This is a genomic window from Pseudoalteromonas sp. US3C1013, from assembly GCF_048401115.1.
Taxonomy (GTDB): domain Bacteria; phylum Pseudomonadota; class Gammaproteobacteria; order Enterobacterales; family Alteromonadaceae; genus Pseudoalteromonas; species Pseudoalteromonas undina.
This window is the reverse complement of the sequence record NZ_CP183076.1, coordinates 14,165-29,678: the sequence shown is the minus strand read 5'-3', so window position 1 is coordinate 29,678 and position 15,514 is coordinate 14,165. Positions and strand designations below refer to the sequence as shown.

Here is a 15,514-nt window from a genome sequence, read left to right as displayed (position 1 = left end):
GCGTCGAGGTTAAATAATAGCTTTTAGCCCCCCCGTAACCCGCACCCCGACGCCCGTCAATCTTAAAACGATTAACTAAAATCTACGTCATTTGCGCGTGCTTTATAAATTCGTCATAAATACTGTCTTTAATGAGCCTGTCGGGTGTAAAGGCATAATAATGCTGATAAACATTATCAATTGTACCAATGTAATTTACGCCGTAATGGCGCTCCACTTCGGCTTTTACCAAAATAGGCGCAGGGAATATCCCAAACCCTTGCTCACCGAGTGATTTCATTAATGCGCTGTCGTCAACATGGCCTGCTATTGTCATTTCAATCTGTTGCTCTTGCAGCCAATAATAAATAGCACGCGCGACGGGGCTTTCTTTTGCGGGGAGCACTAGAGGCTTGTTATTTAAAGACTGCGGAAACTGCTTATGTAACTGCGAATGCCATGTTTCGTTACCAAAAAGAGCGATTTGGCTTTTGCCTATTTCATGACAAAACGCCTTAAATGATAAAGTGGTATCGAGTGGTTTGTCGGCTAACACTAAGTCGAGCTTATGAATCGCCATTTGCGCCAGCAGTTCATCTTGTTGGCCATCAATACAGTGTAAGTTGGTAATACGGTCGTTATTAATTAAAGGCGCTAGCCACTTCGACACCAATGATTTGGGTAACACATCTGAAATACCCACCTTTAACGTTCGTGAGTATTGCGTGGTATCGCCTTGTGTGGTTTCTAGCCATTCGTGAGCAATAGCAAACATATCATTGGTGTACTGCTGAGTTACATGGCCAAACTCCGTTAACTGTAGGCCTCGGCCTTGGCGAACAAACAGTGGTTTTCCTAATCGTTGCTCTAAGTTAGTAATTTGCGAGCTGACCGTTTGCGGCGTTAAATTAAGTATTTTACTCGCCGCAGCAATACTGCCGTGCTTACTTACCTGCCAAAAATAATATAAGTGATTGTAGTTGATGTTGGTAATCATTCGAAAATACCTGTTTTAAAGTAAGAAATAATCAGCTTTTTCCTTTGCCACTAAGTTAGTAGATTACAGTCATGCCTGCAACATAGTTACTATTAAAAGGTGTAATTGCATGAAGCTAAAACTTACAGTTAAAAACAAGATAATTAACGCAAGTGAAAAGATGTCGCTTTTGAAGTTGATAAAAAGCCAATTGGCAAAACATGCTTTAAATATTCGTAAAGTAGAGATTCAAATAAATGATCTTTCGAGTGAGCGCCACGGCACTTTGCAGCAATGCAAAATTAATATTCTTTTGCCTGGGCTACCCAGTATTAATGTAAATACAAAAGGAAGAAGTATGCTGCAAGCGATAAAGCGGGCACTTAAAAGTTTGCAGCACATTCTCGTTAATAAGTATCAACCTTCGCAACCAAGCTCTTAATATCGCACTTGCAGTAGCAAGGATGCTACTCTTTTAATACGACTCTAATGCCAGCCATGTTTAGTAATAAACGATTCAACTATTACCTATTGAGCAGTATTTCCTTGTTGAGTTTTGTTGCAATCAACCCAACGAACGCTTTGTAAACCCCTCACACCATTTTGATTAAAAAGAGAGTGAAATTTTCAATTACCTAAATTCATAGTTTATTGTGAATTTATTAGGTTCATGCCTATTAATTTACTAATTCACAAAATACTGTGAATTTATCCTTTAGTGAGTTAACTTTCGCTATAATTCACAAAATATTGTGAATTATTAGCTTTTTTGTACTTTTTTAACTATTATTCACAAAACACTGTGAATTTTGGATTGGTAATGGAAGTCACGATAAAGTCAGCAAAACAATTAGGTAAATTGGCAAGCATTGTGAGAAAAAGCCAAAAGCTTGATCAAAAAACTGCGGGAGATTTCTCTGGTATTAGTATTAATACAGTGAGTGACTTTGAAAATGGCACAGGCTCGTTATCAATTGGCCGCGCGTTCGATTTAATGGAAGCTTTAGGCTTAGAAGTAAAAATAGATGTGGTGATACCTCAACATGATGAAAAGGCTAAAAATAAATTACTAATGCAAATCCAGAACATGGTGGCTGGCAATGAATAATAGATCACTTGATGTTTATGCTGGCAAACAGCTCATGGGCCAGTTACAAGATAGTAACGGCTTTTGGTATTTAAAAATAGGGTAACGGAATTATACCTTTCAGATAATACATATAGGGTATGGTAATAATCAAACAATAATTATGATGTTTGGAGTAACAATTTGAATATTCACAACAGTCGATATCATTATTGGATGTATAGTCATATTTATAGTGGGTTAAAAAAGTAACAACAAATGGTTTATTAAACGCCCTCGTATAAAGAGATCAAGAAAACACAGCCACCTGCTTGATCTGAACTTTCTAATGAGTGCCCTCCCTGGCTTTCACTTCAGCATCTCTCTTTAATTCTGTTTTCAAATTTTCAGATGGAATTATTGTCGTTTCATACATAACCTCTTGCTTTTGTCTATCATCCATACAAAAGTCAGAAAACCATGACCAAGCTTTACTTGTTATGCATAAAGGTGTTGCCCATAAAAGAGCTGCAACTAATATGATAATGACAAATAAGCGCAAGCTCAGAGGTACTTTATCAGTCCACCCTAGACTAAGTTCAGCACTCATCCAATCACTATTATGTTCAGAAAAAACCTTATAGTGGGCATACCATGAAGATAAAAATACCGGAGGCATCATTTTGACCGCTTTATGCTCTTCCTGTAATTGAATAAGTTCGGACCTAGCTTGTGCAACCATAGCTTCATTTTGCATTTCGGCTTTATAATAAGTATTCTCTAACTTTTTGCTTATGTGGGTAAGGCTATCACCTATTGATTTGTATTGCTCTTTTTGAAGCTCTCGAGGTTTTAGAATTATACCAACGATACCTATAATAAGCAGCAGTGCAGCCAAAGCATTAGTATTGAAATCATTAAACGCTAAGCCAAGAACACCAAAAGATAATGAAGTTACGCTAATCAATGTTGGTAATTTTTCACAAATGTCAAACGATGCTAAATGAAGTTTGGCACCATATATGACATTATAATACTCACCTGCAATTTGCTTTTTAATTGCTTGTTCTGCCATGGTTTAACTCCTATTCGATAGGGACTGTGATTTGATGACGTGCTATTACAGTGTTATTGCTAATGGCGTAGCATTCAACAGTATGATCCCCGTAGAAAGATGATGTTTCTACAAGAGTTTTACTGCCATTATCATTCATAATATTTCCGCGGTGATTTTTATCTCTGTCAGCTATTAGTCCGTAATTCCGTACCTTCCATTTAACCTCATAATCTTCAACAATATCTGTTTGTTTAATAAAGAAGTGTAGTTTCCGTTCAGGTTGAATTCGTGCTCCTCCAAGTTTTGATAGCATTTTGGTTATTAGGTCACTTTTCACTTCACAATCAATGACAATTTGGTTGGTTATATCCATATCGAACAGTTCCTCTATAAACTGCTCATTAATTGCAGATACTTGTTTAGCCTCACGGTTAGGGAACTTAGTGCCAAAAACAGACTTATATAGCTGATTGCATTTTTCTTCATGACCATTAGCTCTTGCTTGAATCGCTTGATTCACATTATCTAAAGCAGTACCCGCATCATTCTGAAATGCTTTTTTAACATAAACTCGGGAGTTACTCCCAAACGCGTAATAGAAATCTTTCACTGGTTCTTTGCTAAGAAACGCAAAAAAGCCAGCCAGCATTTTATCAAAACCACCAAAACTAGTGTTATCGTATAGGTTATTTCCATTAAAAAAATTGTAGCATAGAGTATCTATTAGAAACCCACTCATCTGGATATTATTTCTAAACTTCCATGCGCGAATCATTTTAGCAAGTTTACGAAGGTTATCTTTTCGCTCTTTATTCAGATCTTTGAACGTTTTTAGCTCAGCGCGGGTATCACATTTACGCCATGAACCACCGGTATATGTATCGGGATATTTAAATATTCCGTTCCATTCAAATACGGGGACAACTTCAAAAGTAAAGTCCTGCATCTCTACAACAACTACATTACGATCTTTTCTCACCTTACTTGTTTTATAAGTTTTGCAGATAGCATCTTTAGCGTGATCCAGAGCTTTAGCGGGGTCTTTTCTGTAAATAGGCCAAGAGCTAGGAGGTAGTATGTACAGCATATCAAGATCAGAAATACCTTGAATACCTGAGTAGCGGCCATATGAACCAGCTTGAAGGCTATAACTTTTTTTATCATTTTCCAAATTTCGAAATTTCTCATTGAGATTCTTCGTTATGCTTCCATAACGACTCGAAATAGTGTCTTTCTTCTTAATCTTTAGATTATCTAGAAAGACACTAAAGTCTCGTCTTGTAGTCATGTACTAATCCTTGTAATTAAATTGCAACGCTAGCAGTAGAGCTTGAATTTTTGTGAAATAGCTTATTAGATCAAGAGATTTCTTTTCTCTAAACCAAAATAGCATAGTAAAAATATAAATGATAAAAAACCCCACAAGTTAATGAAATTAAATAGGGTAAAATCTTGACTTAACTATCATTATTTTGTGATAGGTTTTACTGTACTCACCTCAACCAATATACAACTAATCAAAAACCTTTCACCTCGTTGTGTAAACCCCCGTTACATTTTGATTAAAAAAGCCGCACACTAATAATTAGTGTGCGGCTTTAGTATTTTCCTTTTTTAAAGCGGTTACTTATTTAGTAAGTGCTTTTCAAAAAAGTCAGCCATCATAGTATGGTAATGCAACGTGGTGCCTTTGCCTTCACGTAGGCTATGTGAGCGGTTAGGGTATGAGAAAAATTCAAACTGCTTGTTGTGCTTTACAAGCTCGTCAATTAAGCGCTCTGAGCCTTGATAATGCACGTTATCATCGCCTGTGCCGTGAATAAGCAATAGCTTTCCAGTTAGGTTTTTAGCAAAGGTAATAGGCGAGGTGTTATCGTAACTCTCAGGATCGGTGTTTGGGTTACCCGCATAACGTTCTTGATAAATGGTGTCGTATAAACGTATATCTGGCACCGGTGCTGAGGCAATGCCAACTTTAAATTTATCACCGTGGCGGAACAGTAAGTTAAGGGTTGAACTACCGCCCCCTGAATGCCCCCACACACCAACACGGTCTGTGTCTATTACATCCCAACGTTTAGCCATAGCATCTAGGGCGTCTACTTGGTCTTGCACGGTAATTGAGCCAATTTTTTTATAAATCGATTTGCGCCAATCGCGGCCTTTTGGTGCACGTGTACCACGATTATCAACCGATGCCACAATAAAGCCTTTTTGCGTTAACAGTGATTTATACAGGTAACTGTTGCCTTCCCAGCGGTCTTGCACGGTAGAGCCCCATGGTTCGCCGTATACGTAAAAAACAATCGGGTATTTTTTACTTTTATCCATGTTCTCAGGGAACATAATGTAGCCGTCAAGCTCGGTACCATCTTGCGCGTTTACTTTAAAAAATTCATGCTTTGGTAAGCTCTGCTCAGCAAGCTTTTGTCTGAGCTTTGTATTTTCAACTAAGGTTTTTACATTACTATGATCTGCCACTTTAATAATCTCTTTAGTCGGTGGCTTACCAAACTTTGAGTAAGTGTGCATTGCCCATGAGGCATCTTTTGACATGTAGTAGCTGTTTGAACCTTCAAACTCAGCAGGTGTTACTCGCACCGGTTTGCTGCTGCCATCAAGCGGTGTGCTGTATAAATAACGCTGACCAGGATCGTTTGGCGAGGCAATAAAATACATTACGTTTTTGTCTTCATTGATGGAAAGCATATCAATAATGTCGAAATCGCCTGGGGTTAGGTCGATAATAGTTTTGCCATCGCGCGATACACGGTAAAGATGACGCCAACCGTCGCGTTCGCTATGCCAAATAAAAAACTCACCGTCTTTTGACCAGCTTGCTTTATAAAACCATTCGATAAACGCATCGTCTTTGTCTTCTAAAATTTTAGTCAGTTGCTGCTTTTGCCAATCAAACAACCACACTTTGTTATGGCTTTGTGGGCGGTTTAAGTCTTGGATCATTAACTCATTACCAGTGCCTGCCCAGCTAATACGCGGAATATAACGGTCGCGGTTATCGCCTTCAAGCTCAGCCCAACGGGTTTGTTTATCAGCAAGACTTACCACACCAACACGCACGGCAGAGTTGGTTTCACCCGCTTTAGGATAAGGGAACTCTTTAAGGGTAGGGTACAGTTCGTCAGTGTTGTTGAGCATAGTGAAAAATTTAACGTCACTGGTATCAAGCTGCCAATAGGCAATTGATTTGTTGTCGGGGCTCCAACGAAAACCATCGGCAATAGTAAACTCTTCTTCGTATACCCAATCAAAATTACCGTTAACAATGGTGGCACTGCCATCGGTTGTGAGCGCGGTTACATCGTTACTACCAACCGCTTGCATATAAATATTGTTGTCGCGTACGTAAGCCACTTTTGAGCTATCTGGCGAGAACTTAGCAAACATTAACTTAGTTGGCTCAACGTCTTTACCACCTAATTGCTGTAATTGGTTTGTCTCAAGGTTAAGTAACCAAAAGTCGCCTCTGCTGCGCGAACGCCAAACTTGCTCGCTGTTGGTAAATACCATCAGCCATTTACCGTCTTTTGACCACTGATAGCTTTCGATTGCAAATGGCTCGTCTGCGCCCTCTGGCAACAGCTTTTCAAACTCAACAAGTACTTTACGGCCTGTGCCGTCAGCATTGTAAAATACAATGTCGTTGCCTTTTACGCCGTGCTCTTTGTCGTCATCGGAGTTGTTATCATCTGCTTTTTCTTTTTCGCTTTCGCGCTCTTCAAGCACAGTGTAGCCGGTACCATCGTCTAGCCACTTAAAGTAAGTGCTTCGCTGGGTTTTAAACTCTTTATCTTTATAAATTTGCGCTAGGCTTAATGGATTATTCACGGTACTAATCGCTGCATTATTGTTGGTTGTTATGCTGGTACTTGAACATGCTTGCAAGCCTAAGCCCGCAACAATGGCCAGTGCCAAGCCCGATGTTTTGATCAGATTCATTATTATTGTTCCTTGGGTCTGCTGACCTTTATGGATTAAGGCGCTTATTACATTTACTGTAACAAAATAACCTACAGAATATCAGCATGCTTAACGCACAAAGCTATGGTTTAAACCCAAACTTTTATAATTAATTACCATGCTGGATTTTTAAATTCATCACTGAGCGTGTCGATTAGTGCTCTTACTGTTGCCGATAAATGCTGACGAGAAGGGTAAAGCACATATATTTTCATTGGGTTTAATGTCCATGGCGCTAATACACGCTGCAAGCGACCATCAAGTATATATTGATTTGCCAAATACGTAGGCTGTACTGAAATACCACCACCGGCTATGGCTGCATGAAGTAATGTGGTGGCCTCGTTTGCACTTAAATTGCATTTAACATCAACAGATTGAAACTCATCCCCGTTGTGTAAATGCCAAATATATCGGTCGAAGTTTTTATAGCCTAAACACTGATGAGCGCTTAACTGTTGTGGTGTCGTTATTGGCGGATAATCAGCAAGGTAGTCGGCTGAGGCCACTAATATAGATTCACACTCGGCAATAGGTTTACCTATTAACGATGGATCAGGATTGGCTGCAATACGTATTGCCAAATCAACACGTTGCTCTATTAGATCTGTGGTTGAGTCTTCAAGATCTATGTCTATTTGCACGTTAGGGTGACGTTTCATAAAACGTGTAAATATAGGGGCTAATTGTGCAAAACCTAACGACATACTGGTCGCTACTCGTATTTTACCTGACAACTGTTGCTGGCTTTTTGTTTGTTCAACTAAACGGTTAGCCTGTGCTAACCATTGCTCTATTTCGGGTAAACAGGCCTCGCCGGCGGTGGTAAGCGTTACTTTACGGGTAGTGCGATGCAATAAGCGCGTATTTAACCAAGCCTCTGCCGACTCAATATGACGAGTAACCATAGGGCGTGACATTTCAAGGCGTTCTGCGCTTGCTGTAAAACTGCCTGAGTAGGCAACATCCACAAAAACCTGCGCTGCGGTGAGTTTATCCATAGTATTTGCACGATTTATGAAACAATGATGCTAATTATTGGTTGTTTTTCTGAACATATCAAACCTTTATTATGCTCGCATTAGCAACCAATGATGAGAATACCATGAACCTACGCACTCTTTTACTAAGCACACTATTAGCCAGCAATATCGCTATTGCAGACGAAACCCCACTAACCCTTGATGTGTATAACGCTGACAGCAATAGCTTTCATGTTAATGCCACGCTGGTTTATGGCCGTACCGATGCAATTTTAATTGATACCGGATTTACCAAAGCAGATGCACTGCGCATTGCCGCCAAAGTAATTGACTCTGGTAAACAACTAAAGACTATTTTTATTAGCCAAGCCGATCCTGATTACTACTTTGGCGCTGAAGTGTTACAGCAGTTTTTTCCTGACGCAGAGATTATAACCACACCGGCAGTGCACCAAAAAATAGCAGCAAAGCTTAAAGGTAAACTTGCTTTTTGGACGCCAAAAATGGGTGAAAACGCCCCAAAAAATCCCGTTGTTCCTAAGGTATTTAATGGTAATAACTTAAAAATAGAAGGCCACAGCATAGAAATTCGTGGCACAGAGGGTGAGCAGAATCATCGTCCTTATTTATGGATACCTGATAACAAAGCTATTTTAGGAAATGTGGCTGTATACGCTAATGTTCATTTATGGATGGCCGATGCACAAACTCAAGCAGAGCAAAATGCATGGGCAAAGCAACTTAATGAAATGAAAGCACTCAACCCTGACGTGGTGATCCCTGGGCATATGAAAGCAGGCACTCAATTAGATGCTGCAAATATTGATTTTTCAATCCAGTATTTAAAGGATTTTGCACACGCTAAGCAAAGTAGTAATAGCAGTAAACTGCTGATAGATAAAATGACAAATACATACCCAGAGGCTGTGTTACCTATGGCTCTTAGCATTGGCGCTAAAGTTCATAAAGGTGAAATGAAATGGTAATTGCCGCTTAACCGCTGCAATAAATGCAGTAGAACCAAAAAACACGCCTAGTAAAGTCTGGCGTGTTTTTTATTATTGCCACAAATACATACTGGCTCGCTTATTAGCAATATTTAATTCAAATACCTCAGTGCTTGAACACATAGCAGCGCCATAGCATACATGTAGTGGTAACAAGTGCTCTTCTCTGGGGTGATTAAAGCGTGCAGCTGGGGCTTGCTGCCATGCTAATAATTGCTGTTCACGCTGATGCTCGGTTAATGTTTGATCTGCGATTGTGCTTACCAGCCAATTTTCAAATGCCTGATTTTGCTGATTAACATCGCTTGATTGGGTAACACCAAAAGCGCGCATATTATGGAAGGTAAAGCCTGAGCCTATAATTAATAAGTTATCGTAATCAATACTTTGCAACGCTTTACCAATTTCAACATGCAACAGCGGATCAAGACTTGGATGCAAGGATATTTGCACACAGGGAATATCGGCCTCTGGGTACATAATTTTTAACGGCACAAACATACCGTGATCGTAGCCACGCTGTGGATCGAGTTTTGAGTCAATATTACGTGTTGTGAGCGCTTGCTGTACTAAATTGGCAAGTTGCGGCTCGCCAACACAAGGGTAAGTTAATTGATACGCCTGCTCAGGAAAACCGTAGTAATCGTAAATAAGTGGCGGTGAAGAGTGCGCGGTTATACTAATTGGTTGAGCTTCCCAATGTGCGCTGACCATTAAAATAGCAGAGGGCTTTGGGGTTTTAGCGGCAACCTGTTCTAAGCAGGATCGCATTTCTGCATGGTTGGCATCACCTAGTAATGGCATTGGGCCGCCACCATGAGAAATGAAAAAAACGGTTGGGCGTTGCATGTGGTTAATCCTAAAGGACAGGTATTATTATAGTGCCTGCGCCGTCAGTAAATAACTAGCCACATAAACGCACAACTTCAGTGCGCAAATATTATATGTGGTGTTTATTCATCAAGCTCTAAGTGAGCGCGTTCAACGCTTTCTTGAGGTAATTCTTTTTGCACCGATACACCCAGCTCTTTAAATTCTGAGGCTTGTTTAATTAAGTTACCTTTACCACGGTATAACTGAGAAAATGCTTTATCGTAAGTTTCTTTGGCTTTATCAAGCTGTTTACCCACGCCTTCCATACTGGTTAAAAAGCCGTTGAGCTTACTGTAAAAACGCTCAGCACGACTAGCCAGCTCTTTTGAATATTTAGTTTGCTCTTCAAAGCGCCATAACTGCTTAACAATATTTAAACTGGTTAGCAGGGTAGTAGGGGTAGCAACCAAAATGTTTTTTTCTATTGCTTGCTGGTAAATATCGCTTTGGTATTTAAGTGCTTCTACAAAGGCGGATTCTATGGGTACAAACATAATAACAACCTCAGGCGAGTTTATCCCTGGTAGGCGGTCATACGATTTACTGGCCAGCTCATTTATACGGGCAGTTACGGCATTTACATGCTCTTTAATCGCTTGTTGAGACTCAAGCTCTGTTTCGGCATTTACATAACGGGTGTAGGCATTTAACGATGTTTTTGCATCAATCACTAAGTGGCGACCTTGGGGTAAATACACCACTACATCAGGGCGCAAACGGCCGTCTTCGGTATTAAACGACACTTCTCGCTTGTAATCGGTGCCAGCGCGCAGGCCTGCGCTATCAAGCACGTTTTCGAGCATGAGTTCGCCCCAATTACCTTGGGTTTTCTTTTGCCCTTGCAGCGCATTACTGAGCTTATCGGCCTGCTCGGTGATGGCTTGGCTTTTAGCTTGTAAATGCAATAGCTCGGTTTTAAGCGCAGCACGTTGTTGTAAGTCTTCAACGTGAATAGACTCCATTTTATCTCTAAAGCCTTTTAGCTCACCTTGAACCGGCTTAAGTAACTGCTCTATGCTTTCTTGATTGAGGGTTTTAAATTTTTGCGACTTTTCTTCTAATATTTGGTTAGCTAAATTTTCAAATTCTTTTTTAAGCGTTTCTTTACTTTGCTCTATATGGGCGAGTTGTTCACTAAAATGTTGCTGCTTTTGCTCAAGGGTAGTGCGTATATTATTAAGCTCTACATCGCGCAGATTGTATTGCTCGCGCAGGGCGGTTAGCTCGGCTTCGGCTTTACGCCAATATTGATTATAAAGTTGGCTTTGCTTTTCTTGCTCAGTTAAACGGGTTTTAAAATGCTGAGACTGATCCCGCTGCTCTTGATGTGTAAGTCCTAATAAATCGTGCTCTTCAACCAACGCGGCATATTGGCTTTGTGTTTGCTCATGCTGGCTTTGTAATAACATTAACTGTTGTTGTTGCTCATTTACTTGGCGCTTTATTTTTTTGCTTAATTGCATTGATACAACACCACAAATAGCCATGCCTGTTATAGCGCCAGCACTTACACTTAACCAATCTAAATGGGATAAAAACGAAGTAAACATAAAATAAACTTTTAAAATTTAGTGACATGCCATCATAACGAATAACGCTCTTTAGCAGTAGGGGTAACGCACTAAATTAAGCGCATAAAAAAAGCCAGCTATTAAAGCTGGCTCAATATTACTTAATCAGTAATCAAACAGGGAAATCAACATGAAACTTGTATAACAACACATCACTACAAGCATAATAGTAGACGCGTCCTGATTAAATTAGTTCAAAATAATTTTTAAAAAATTTGAATTTAGAGCATAAAAAAAGCCAGCTAATAAAGCTGGCTCAATACTACTAAATTAGTAATCAAACAGGGAAATCAACATGAAACTTGTATAACAACATATCAACTACAAGCATATTAATAGACCCAGTTATTATTGATTAGTTCAAAAATATTTTAAATAAAATAGTTTAAAATATTCAGGCAAAAAAAAAGCCAGCGCTGAACTGGCTGGCTTAATCATTACTATGTCTAGTAACTACTATATGGGATATCAACATGAAAACTTGGAGAAACTGCAATTTAACCAAGCTGTATTAATAGACGCCCACAATTCAAATAAGTTCAAAAAATTATTGTTAATTTTTAACTTTTAATTAAAGACAACATTTGTTGTTCATCAAACTGGGTAAAACTCATTGATTTTTCAGTAAATAATGCATCTACAAGCGCTTGTTTATCTTGCTGCATTTGAAACACCTTTTGTTCAATAGAGTTAGCCATAATCAATTTATACACAAATACCGGATTAGTTTGGCCAATACGATAAGCACGATCGGTCGCTTGCTTTTCAACAGCTGGATTCCACCAAGGATCAAAATGAATAACGGTATCGGCTTGGGTTAAATTAAGCCCTGTGCCACCTGCTTTTAAGCTAATTAAAAATACCGAAGTAGTGCCACTGGTGAATTCGTCTATCACTTTATCGCGATGGCGCGTTTGCCCAGTTAACATGCTAAATTTAATGTTAAGTGTATTCAAACGCTCGGCAATTAAATCAAGAGCAGAGGTAAACTGGCTGAATATAATCACCTTACGGCCAAGGCTGAGCATTAAAGGTAAATGGCTTGATAACCATTCTAACTTAGCACTAGCAGCGTCGGTTTCTGGCTCAATAAGTTTAGGATGACAACAAATTTGGCGAAGTTTTAATAGTGCCTCTAGAAAGGCGAGTTTACTTTTTTGCACGCCTTGCTCGGCAAATAAATCAATGAGTTTTTCTTCAAGCGCATGTGTTATGCCTTGGTACATGTCTTTTTGTTTAGGCTCAAACTCAAACTCTTTAACAAGCTCCGTTTTTTGCGGCAGTTCTTGAGCCACTTGGGCTTTAGTCCGGCGCAAAATAAACGGCATAATTAACGCTTTTAACTGCTCTGCACGCTCAATGTTACTTTCGCGCTCAATAGGACCTTGAAAGTGCTGCTTAAAGTGCGCCTGGGAACCTAATAGCGAAGGCATAGCAAAATCGAGTAACGACTTTAATTCAAATAAATTGTTCTCAATTGGGGTACCGCTTAAGCAAAGCTTAAAATCGGCATTCAAACGTTTAACTAACCGCGATACCTGTGCCGTATCATTTTTAATATACTGCGCTTCATCAAGAATAATGTTTTCAAAATACAGTGGCGAATAATAAGCAATGTCACGTTTTAATAACGGATAGGTGGTTAATATACACTGTGCTTGTGCCAAGTGTTTCAACGCATCATTACGGTGTGCACCAAAAATAGTGGTGACTTTTAAGTTTTTAGCAAACTTGTTAATTTCGTTTTGCCAATTACTCACTAAGCTTGTTGGGCAAACAATAAGCGTAGGGCCAGCCTGCGGAGTATTATAAGAACTGGCTAAATAAGCAATCACCTGCAAAGTTTTACCCAAGCCCATATCGTCCGCTAAAATACCACCTAGCTGATTACGCTTTAAAAAGTTAAGCCAAGCTACGCCTTCTTGCTGGTATTCTCTAAGCACCACAGAATCGTGTAAGCCATGAATGGCGATATTGGGCGATAACAGCGCGTCATTGCTTAGCTCATCAAGGTAGCGCTCTAATGACGGATCATGTAGCTCAACATTTATGGCTATGTGCTTAACTAATTCAGGTAAGTATGAAAGTGGAATATTAAATTCGTCGCGCGTTTTAATAAACTCAAATCGCAATTTAAACTCAATTAATAAATTAAACGCAGCCTTATCTATAACTCCAAATTGACGGCCAACAGGATAGTAATAAAACAATTCGCTTTGACGATTTAACGATTCAAACAGTTTATTATTTACATTAAATAAAGTGGCCACTTTGGTATCGTTAAGCACAACTTTGCAATGCATTTGATGCCCAGCAGCTCTGTTTACATGCAAGGAAATTTGGTTTTTAGTATCGGCAATATTTATTTTGCTCATTGATACTTGCCAACCACGTTGCTTAAAGCTTGGTAACACCTCATGCGCTAACCAGTGTAAGTGAATAGCTGATTCCTGACTAAAAATAAACTCGCTGTGTAAACCCCCTTTACAAAAATCAAAGCCTAAGTTGACCAGCTCGTTGGTAACGGTGTTTTCAAATGCACTGTTTATTAGTTTTTCAGGCGCTGTACCTGCTAAGTAGTTTTTATTTTTATACTTAAACGATAACGAAATAGCCATTACTGAGCCCGACATGCTGACTTTAAGTACGGCATTACTCAACGACTTAACAGGCATGCTTGGTGCATTAGTAGGATGGGGAATAACACCGGCACCAAAATTATCAGCAAGCTGCTTATAAATGCGATCAAAGTTTGTATCGTGAAGTGCTGGTATTGTTTGTAAATGAGCAATTTCGTCCGCACTGAGCGGCGTGCGAATGCGGCCTAGCTTATATTTATCTAAGTCTAAGTAGATGGGCGGTGTAGTTTTAATTAATGCCCAATTAGGAATTTGATCTAGGTGAATTTTTAACTGGGTGACTTCTTTTTGTTTTTCCCAAACAAAATTTAGGGGTAAGCCAGGTTGCGCTTTTATAGGTACTCGCGAACGCTGTAAAAATAATCGTTCTGTAGCTAGTAATTGCTGCAGCGCGTTAAAGCCCCATTGACCTTTGAGTTCAATATTACCGACCGCATTTTGCGAGCGGATCCAGCTATATAATCTAAAATCACTTTCTAGCAGGTCGCTAGGGGTTACAAAACTATTAAGCTGTTGCTCAGTTAAATTGCGACCTAATGCATAATTATTATTTTTATCGTAGTTGGCAATTTTAGGCGTTAAAAATACTTTATCGTTTTCAATATCTAATACAAACAGTAACACTTGTGATGGATGAGCTTGATCGGTGTTTTTAAGCGAGCTAAGTTCGCTAAACCAGTCATTAATAAAATAGTCTTCGCCGTATTCACCTGAGTGTTCAATTTTAAGTTTTAACAAAATTGCAGCCAAATGGCGGCATTTAGTTTTAACATTACAAGTACAGTGAGTGTCGACTGAATAGCCAGTTGGTAATTTATTGATCTCAATTCGTTGGTTAAACGCAATGCCCTTATCGCCTTGCACAGTAGAATCAACCACAGAAAAATCAGCATTATGTTCTAACCAACTTATTTGGCCGTTTTTATAATACGACTTACCTTTTGCTAACACCGCGGGTTTAAACAATTTTTTTATGAATCGCTCAGAAAGAGGAAACTGGGTAGCCTGCTCATTTTTAATTTCTTCAAAAATAGCCATTAAATCATTTTTTGATAAGTTAGCAGACATGTCACTCAAAGTATTAAAATTTAAAAACAATTTTTCCAGTATATGCCTTATCAACGCTGAGCTAAAGCAATATTATTTTTAAAATAAACTGGTTGGATCTGATTGGTTAGTAAAAAATTGGTTTATAAGGATTGTTTAATTTTGCTCACTAAAAAAAGGCGTTTAAATTACAAAATAAAAACAATAAATTAACTTAACAGGGAGGTTTTGCTAGGAGTAGATCAGGTTTTTACTAACAAGGTAGCAATTTAATCAAATAGAGCAAGTTTAGTTAGTAAAAATACGATCCTTAGTAGTTTATCGGGCCTTTTTTG

11 protein-coding genes are annotated in these 15,514 nt (G+C 39.0%); 3 read left to right on the top strand and 8 right to left on the bottom strand.

What is annotated here, in order from left to right:
* Positions 1-82: 82 nt before the first annotated feature.
* Positions 83-976: a transcriptional activator NhaR gene (gene nhaR, locus ACNSN2_RS15595; protein ID WP_418609196.1), complete on the bottom strand. Its 894-nt coding sequence runs from the start codon at positions 974-976 to the stop codon at positions 83-85.
* A gap of 109 nt (positions 977-1,085) precedes the next feature.
* Here nhaR and ACNSN2_RS15590 point away from each other — a divergent pair, with 109 nt between their 5' ends.
* Together ACNSN2_RS15590 and ACNSN2_RS15585 are read left to right on the top strand one after the other, a co-directional pair.
* Positions 1,086-1,397, top strand: a complete 312-nt coding sequence (locus ACNSN2_RS15590; RefSeq protein WP_008110823.1) for a hypothetical protein — start codon at positions 1,086-1,088, stop codon at positions 1,395-1,397.
* A 378-nt stretch (positions 1,398-1,775) separates the two neighbouring features.
* Positions 1,776-2,063, top strand: a complete 288-nt coding sequence (locus tag ACNSN2_RS15585; protein WP_418609198.1) for a helix-turn-helix domain-containing protein — start codon at positions 1,776-1,778, stop codon at positions 2,061-2,063.
* 304 nt (positions 2,064-2,367) lie between these two features.
* On the opposite strand, the gene ACNSN2_RS15580 is transcribed toward ACNSN2_RS15585, so the two are convergent.
* The 4 genes from ACNSN2_RS15580 to ACNSN2_RS15565 form a co-directional block, all read right to left on the bottom strand.
* A complete protein-coding gene (locus tag ACNSN2_RS15580) occupies positions 2,368-3,096 on the bottom strand; it encodes an SLATT domain-containing protein (RefSeq protein WP_418609200.1) in 729 nt (242 codons plus the stop codon).
* Between the two features lie 10 nt (positions 3,097-3,106).
* Positions 3,107-4,366 carry an SMODS domain-containing nucleotidyltransferase gene (locus ACNSN2_RS15575; protein WP_418609202.1) on the bottom strand — a complete coding sequence of 420 codons (1,260 nt, stop codon included), beginning with the start codon at positions 4,364-4,366 and terminating at the stop codon, positions 3,107-3,109.
* 335 nt (positions 4,367-4,701) lie between these two features.
* Positions 4,702-7,038, bottom strand: coding sequence for a S9 family peptidase (locus ACNSN2_RS15570; protein ID WP_418609203.1), 2,337 nt, complete (start codon positions 7,036-7,038; stop codon positions 4,702-4,704).
* A gap of 134 nt (positions 7,039-7,172) precedes the next feature.
* Positions 7,173-8,060 carry a LysR family transcriptional regulator gene (locus tag ACNSN2_RS15565; protein ID WP_418609205.1) on the bottom strand — a complete coding sequence of 296 codons (888 nt, stop codon included), beginning with the start codon at positions 8,058-8,060 and terminating at the stop codon, positions 7,173-7,175.
* Between the two features lie 71 nt (positions 8,061-8,131).
* On the opposite strand from ACNSN2_RS15565, the gene ACNSN2_RS15560 reads away from it, so the two are divergent.
* A complete protein-coding gene (locus tag ACNSN2_RS15560) occupies positions 8,132-9,028 on the top strand; it encodes an MBL fold metallo-hydrolase (RefSeq protein WP_418609207.1) in 897 nt (298 codons plus the stop codon).
* 72 nt (positions 9,029-9,100) lie between these two features.
* Here the strand turns inward: ACNSN2_RS15560 and ACNSN2_RS15555 are convergent, their stop codons facing one another.
* The 3 genes from ACNSN2_RS15555 to ACNSN2_RS15545 all read right to left on the bottom strand — a co-directional run bounded on the left by ACNSN2_RS15555 (position 9,101) and on the right by ACNSN2_RS15545 (position 15,200).
* A complete protein-coding gene (locus ACNSN2_RS15555) occupies positions 9,101-9,898 on the bottom strand; it encodes a DODA-type extradiol aromatic ring-opening family dioxygenase (RefSeq protein ID WP_418609209.1) in 798 nt (265 codons plus the stop codon).
* Between the two features lie 104 nt (positions 9,899-10,002).
* Entirely contained in the window at positions 10,003-11,472 is a 1,470-nt protein-coding gene (rmuC, locus tag ACNSN2_RS15550) for a DNA recombination protein RmuC (RefSeq protein WP_418609211.1), read from the bottom strand.
* 581 nt (positions 11,473-12,053) lie between these two features.
* Positions 12,054-15,200 (bottom strand): DEAD/DEAH box helicase, encoded by a 3,147-nt coding sequence (locus ACNSN2_RS15545; RefSeq protein ID WP_418609212.1) that lies wholly within the window; start codon positions 15,198-15,200, stop codon positions 12,054-12,056.
* Between the last annotated feature and the right edge of the window lie 314 nt (positions 15,201-15,514).

What these genes read in the sequence shown, in the direction of transcription:
- ACNSN2_RS15545 (WP_418609212.1), bottom strand. Translation starts at nt 15,200, where the DNA reads ATGTCTGCTAACTTATCAAAAAATGATTTAATGGCTATTTTTGAAGAA.
- ACNSN2_RS15585 (WP_418609198.1), top strand. Translation starts at nt 1,776, where the DNA reads ATGGAAGTCACGATAAAGTCAGCAAAACAATTAGGTAAATTGGCAAGC.
- ACNSN2_RS15580 (WP_418609200.1), bottom strand. Translation starts at nt 3,096, where the DNA reads ATGGCAGAACAAGCAATTAAAAAGCAAATTGCAGGTGAGTATTATAAT.
- nhaR (WP_418609196.1), bottom strand. Translation starts at nt 976, where the DNA reads ATGATTACCAACATCAACTACAATCACTTATATTATTTTTGGCAGGTA.
- ACNSN2_RS15570 (WP_418609203.1), bottom strand. Translation starts at nt 7,038, where the DNA reads ATGAATCTGATCAAAACATCGGGCTTGGCACTGGCCATTGTTGCGGGC.
- ACNSN2_RS15565 (WP_418609205.1), bottom strand. Translation starts at nt 8,060, where the DNA reads ATGGATAAACTCACCGCAGCGCAGGTTTTTGTGGATGTTGCCTACTCA.
- rmuC (WP_418609211.1), bottom strand. Translation starts at nt 11,472, where the DNA reads ATGTTTACTTCGTTTTTATCCCATTTAGATTGGTTAAGTGTAAGTGCT.
- ACNSN2_RS15560 (WP_418609207.1), top strand. Translation starts at nt 8,132, where the DNA reads ATGCTCGCATTAGCAACCAATGATGAGAATACCATGAACCTACGCACT.
- ACNSN2_RS15555 (WP_418609209.1), bottom strand. Translation starts at nt 9,898, where the DNA reads ATGCAACGCCCAACCGTTTTTTTCATTTCTCATGGTGGCGGCCCAATG.
- ACNSN2_RS15575 (WP_418609202.1), bottom strand. Translation starts at nt 4,366, where the DNA reads ATGACTACAAGACGAGACTTTAGTGTCTTTCTAGATAATCTAAAGATT.
- ACNSN2_RS15590 (WP_008110823.1), top strand. Translation starts at nt 1,086, where the DNA reads ATGAAGCTAAAACTTACAGTTAAAAACAAGATAATTAACGCAAGTGAA.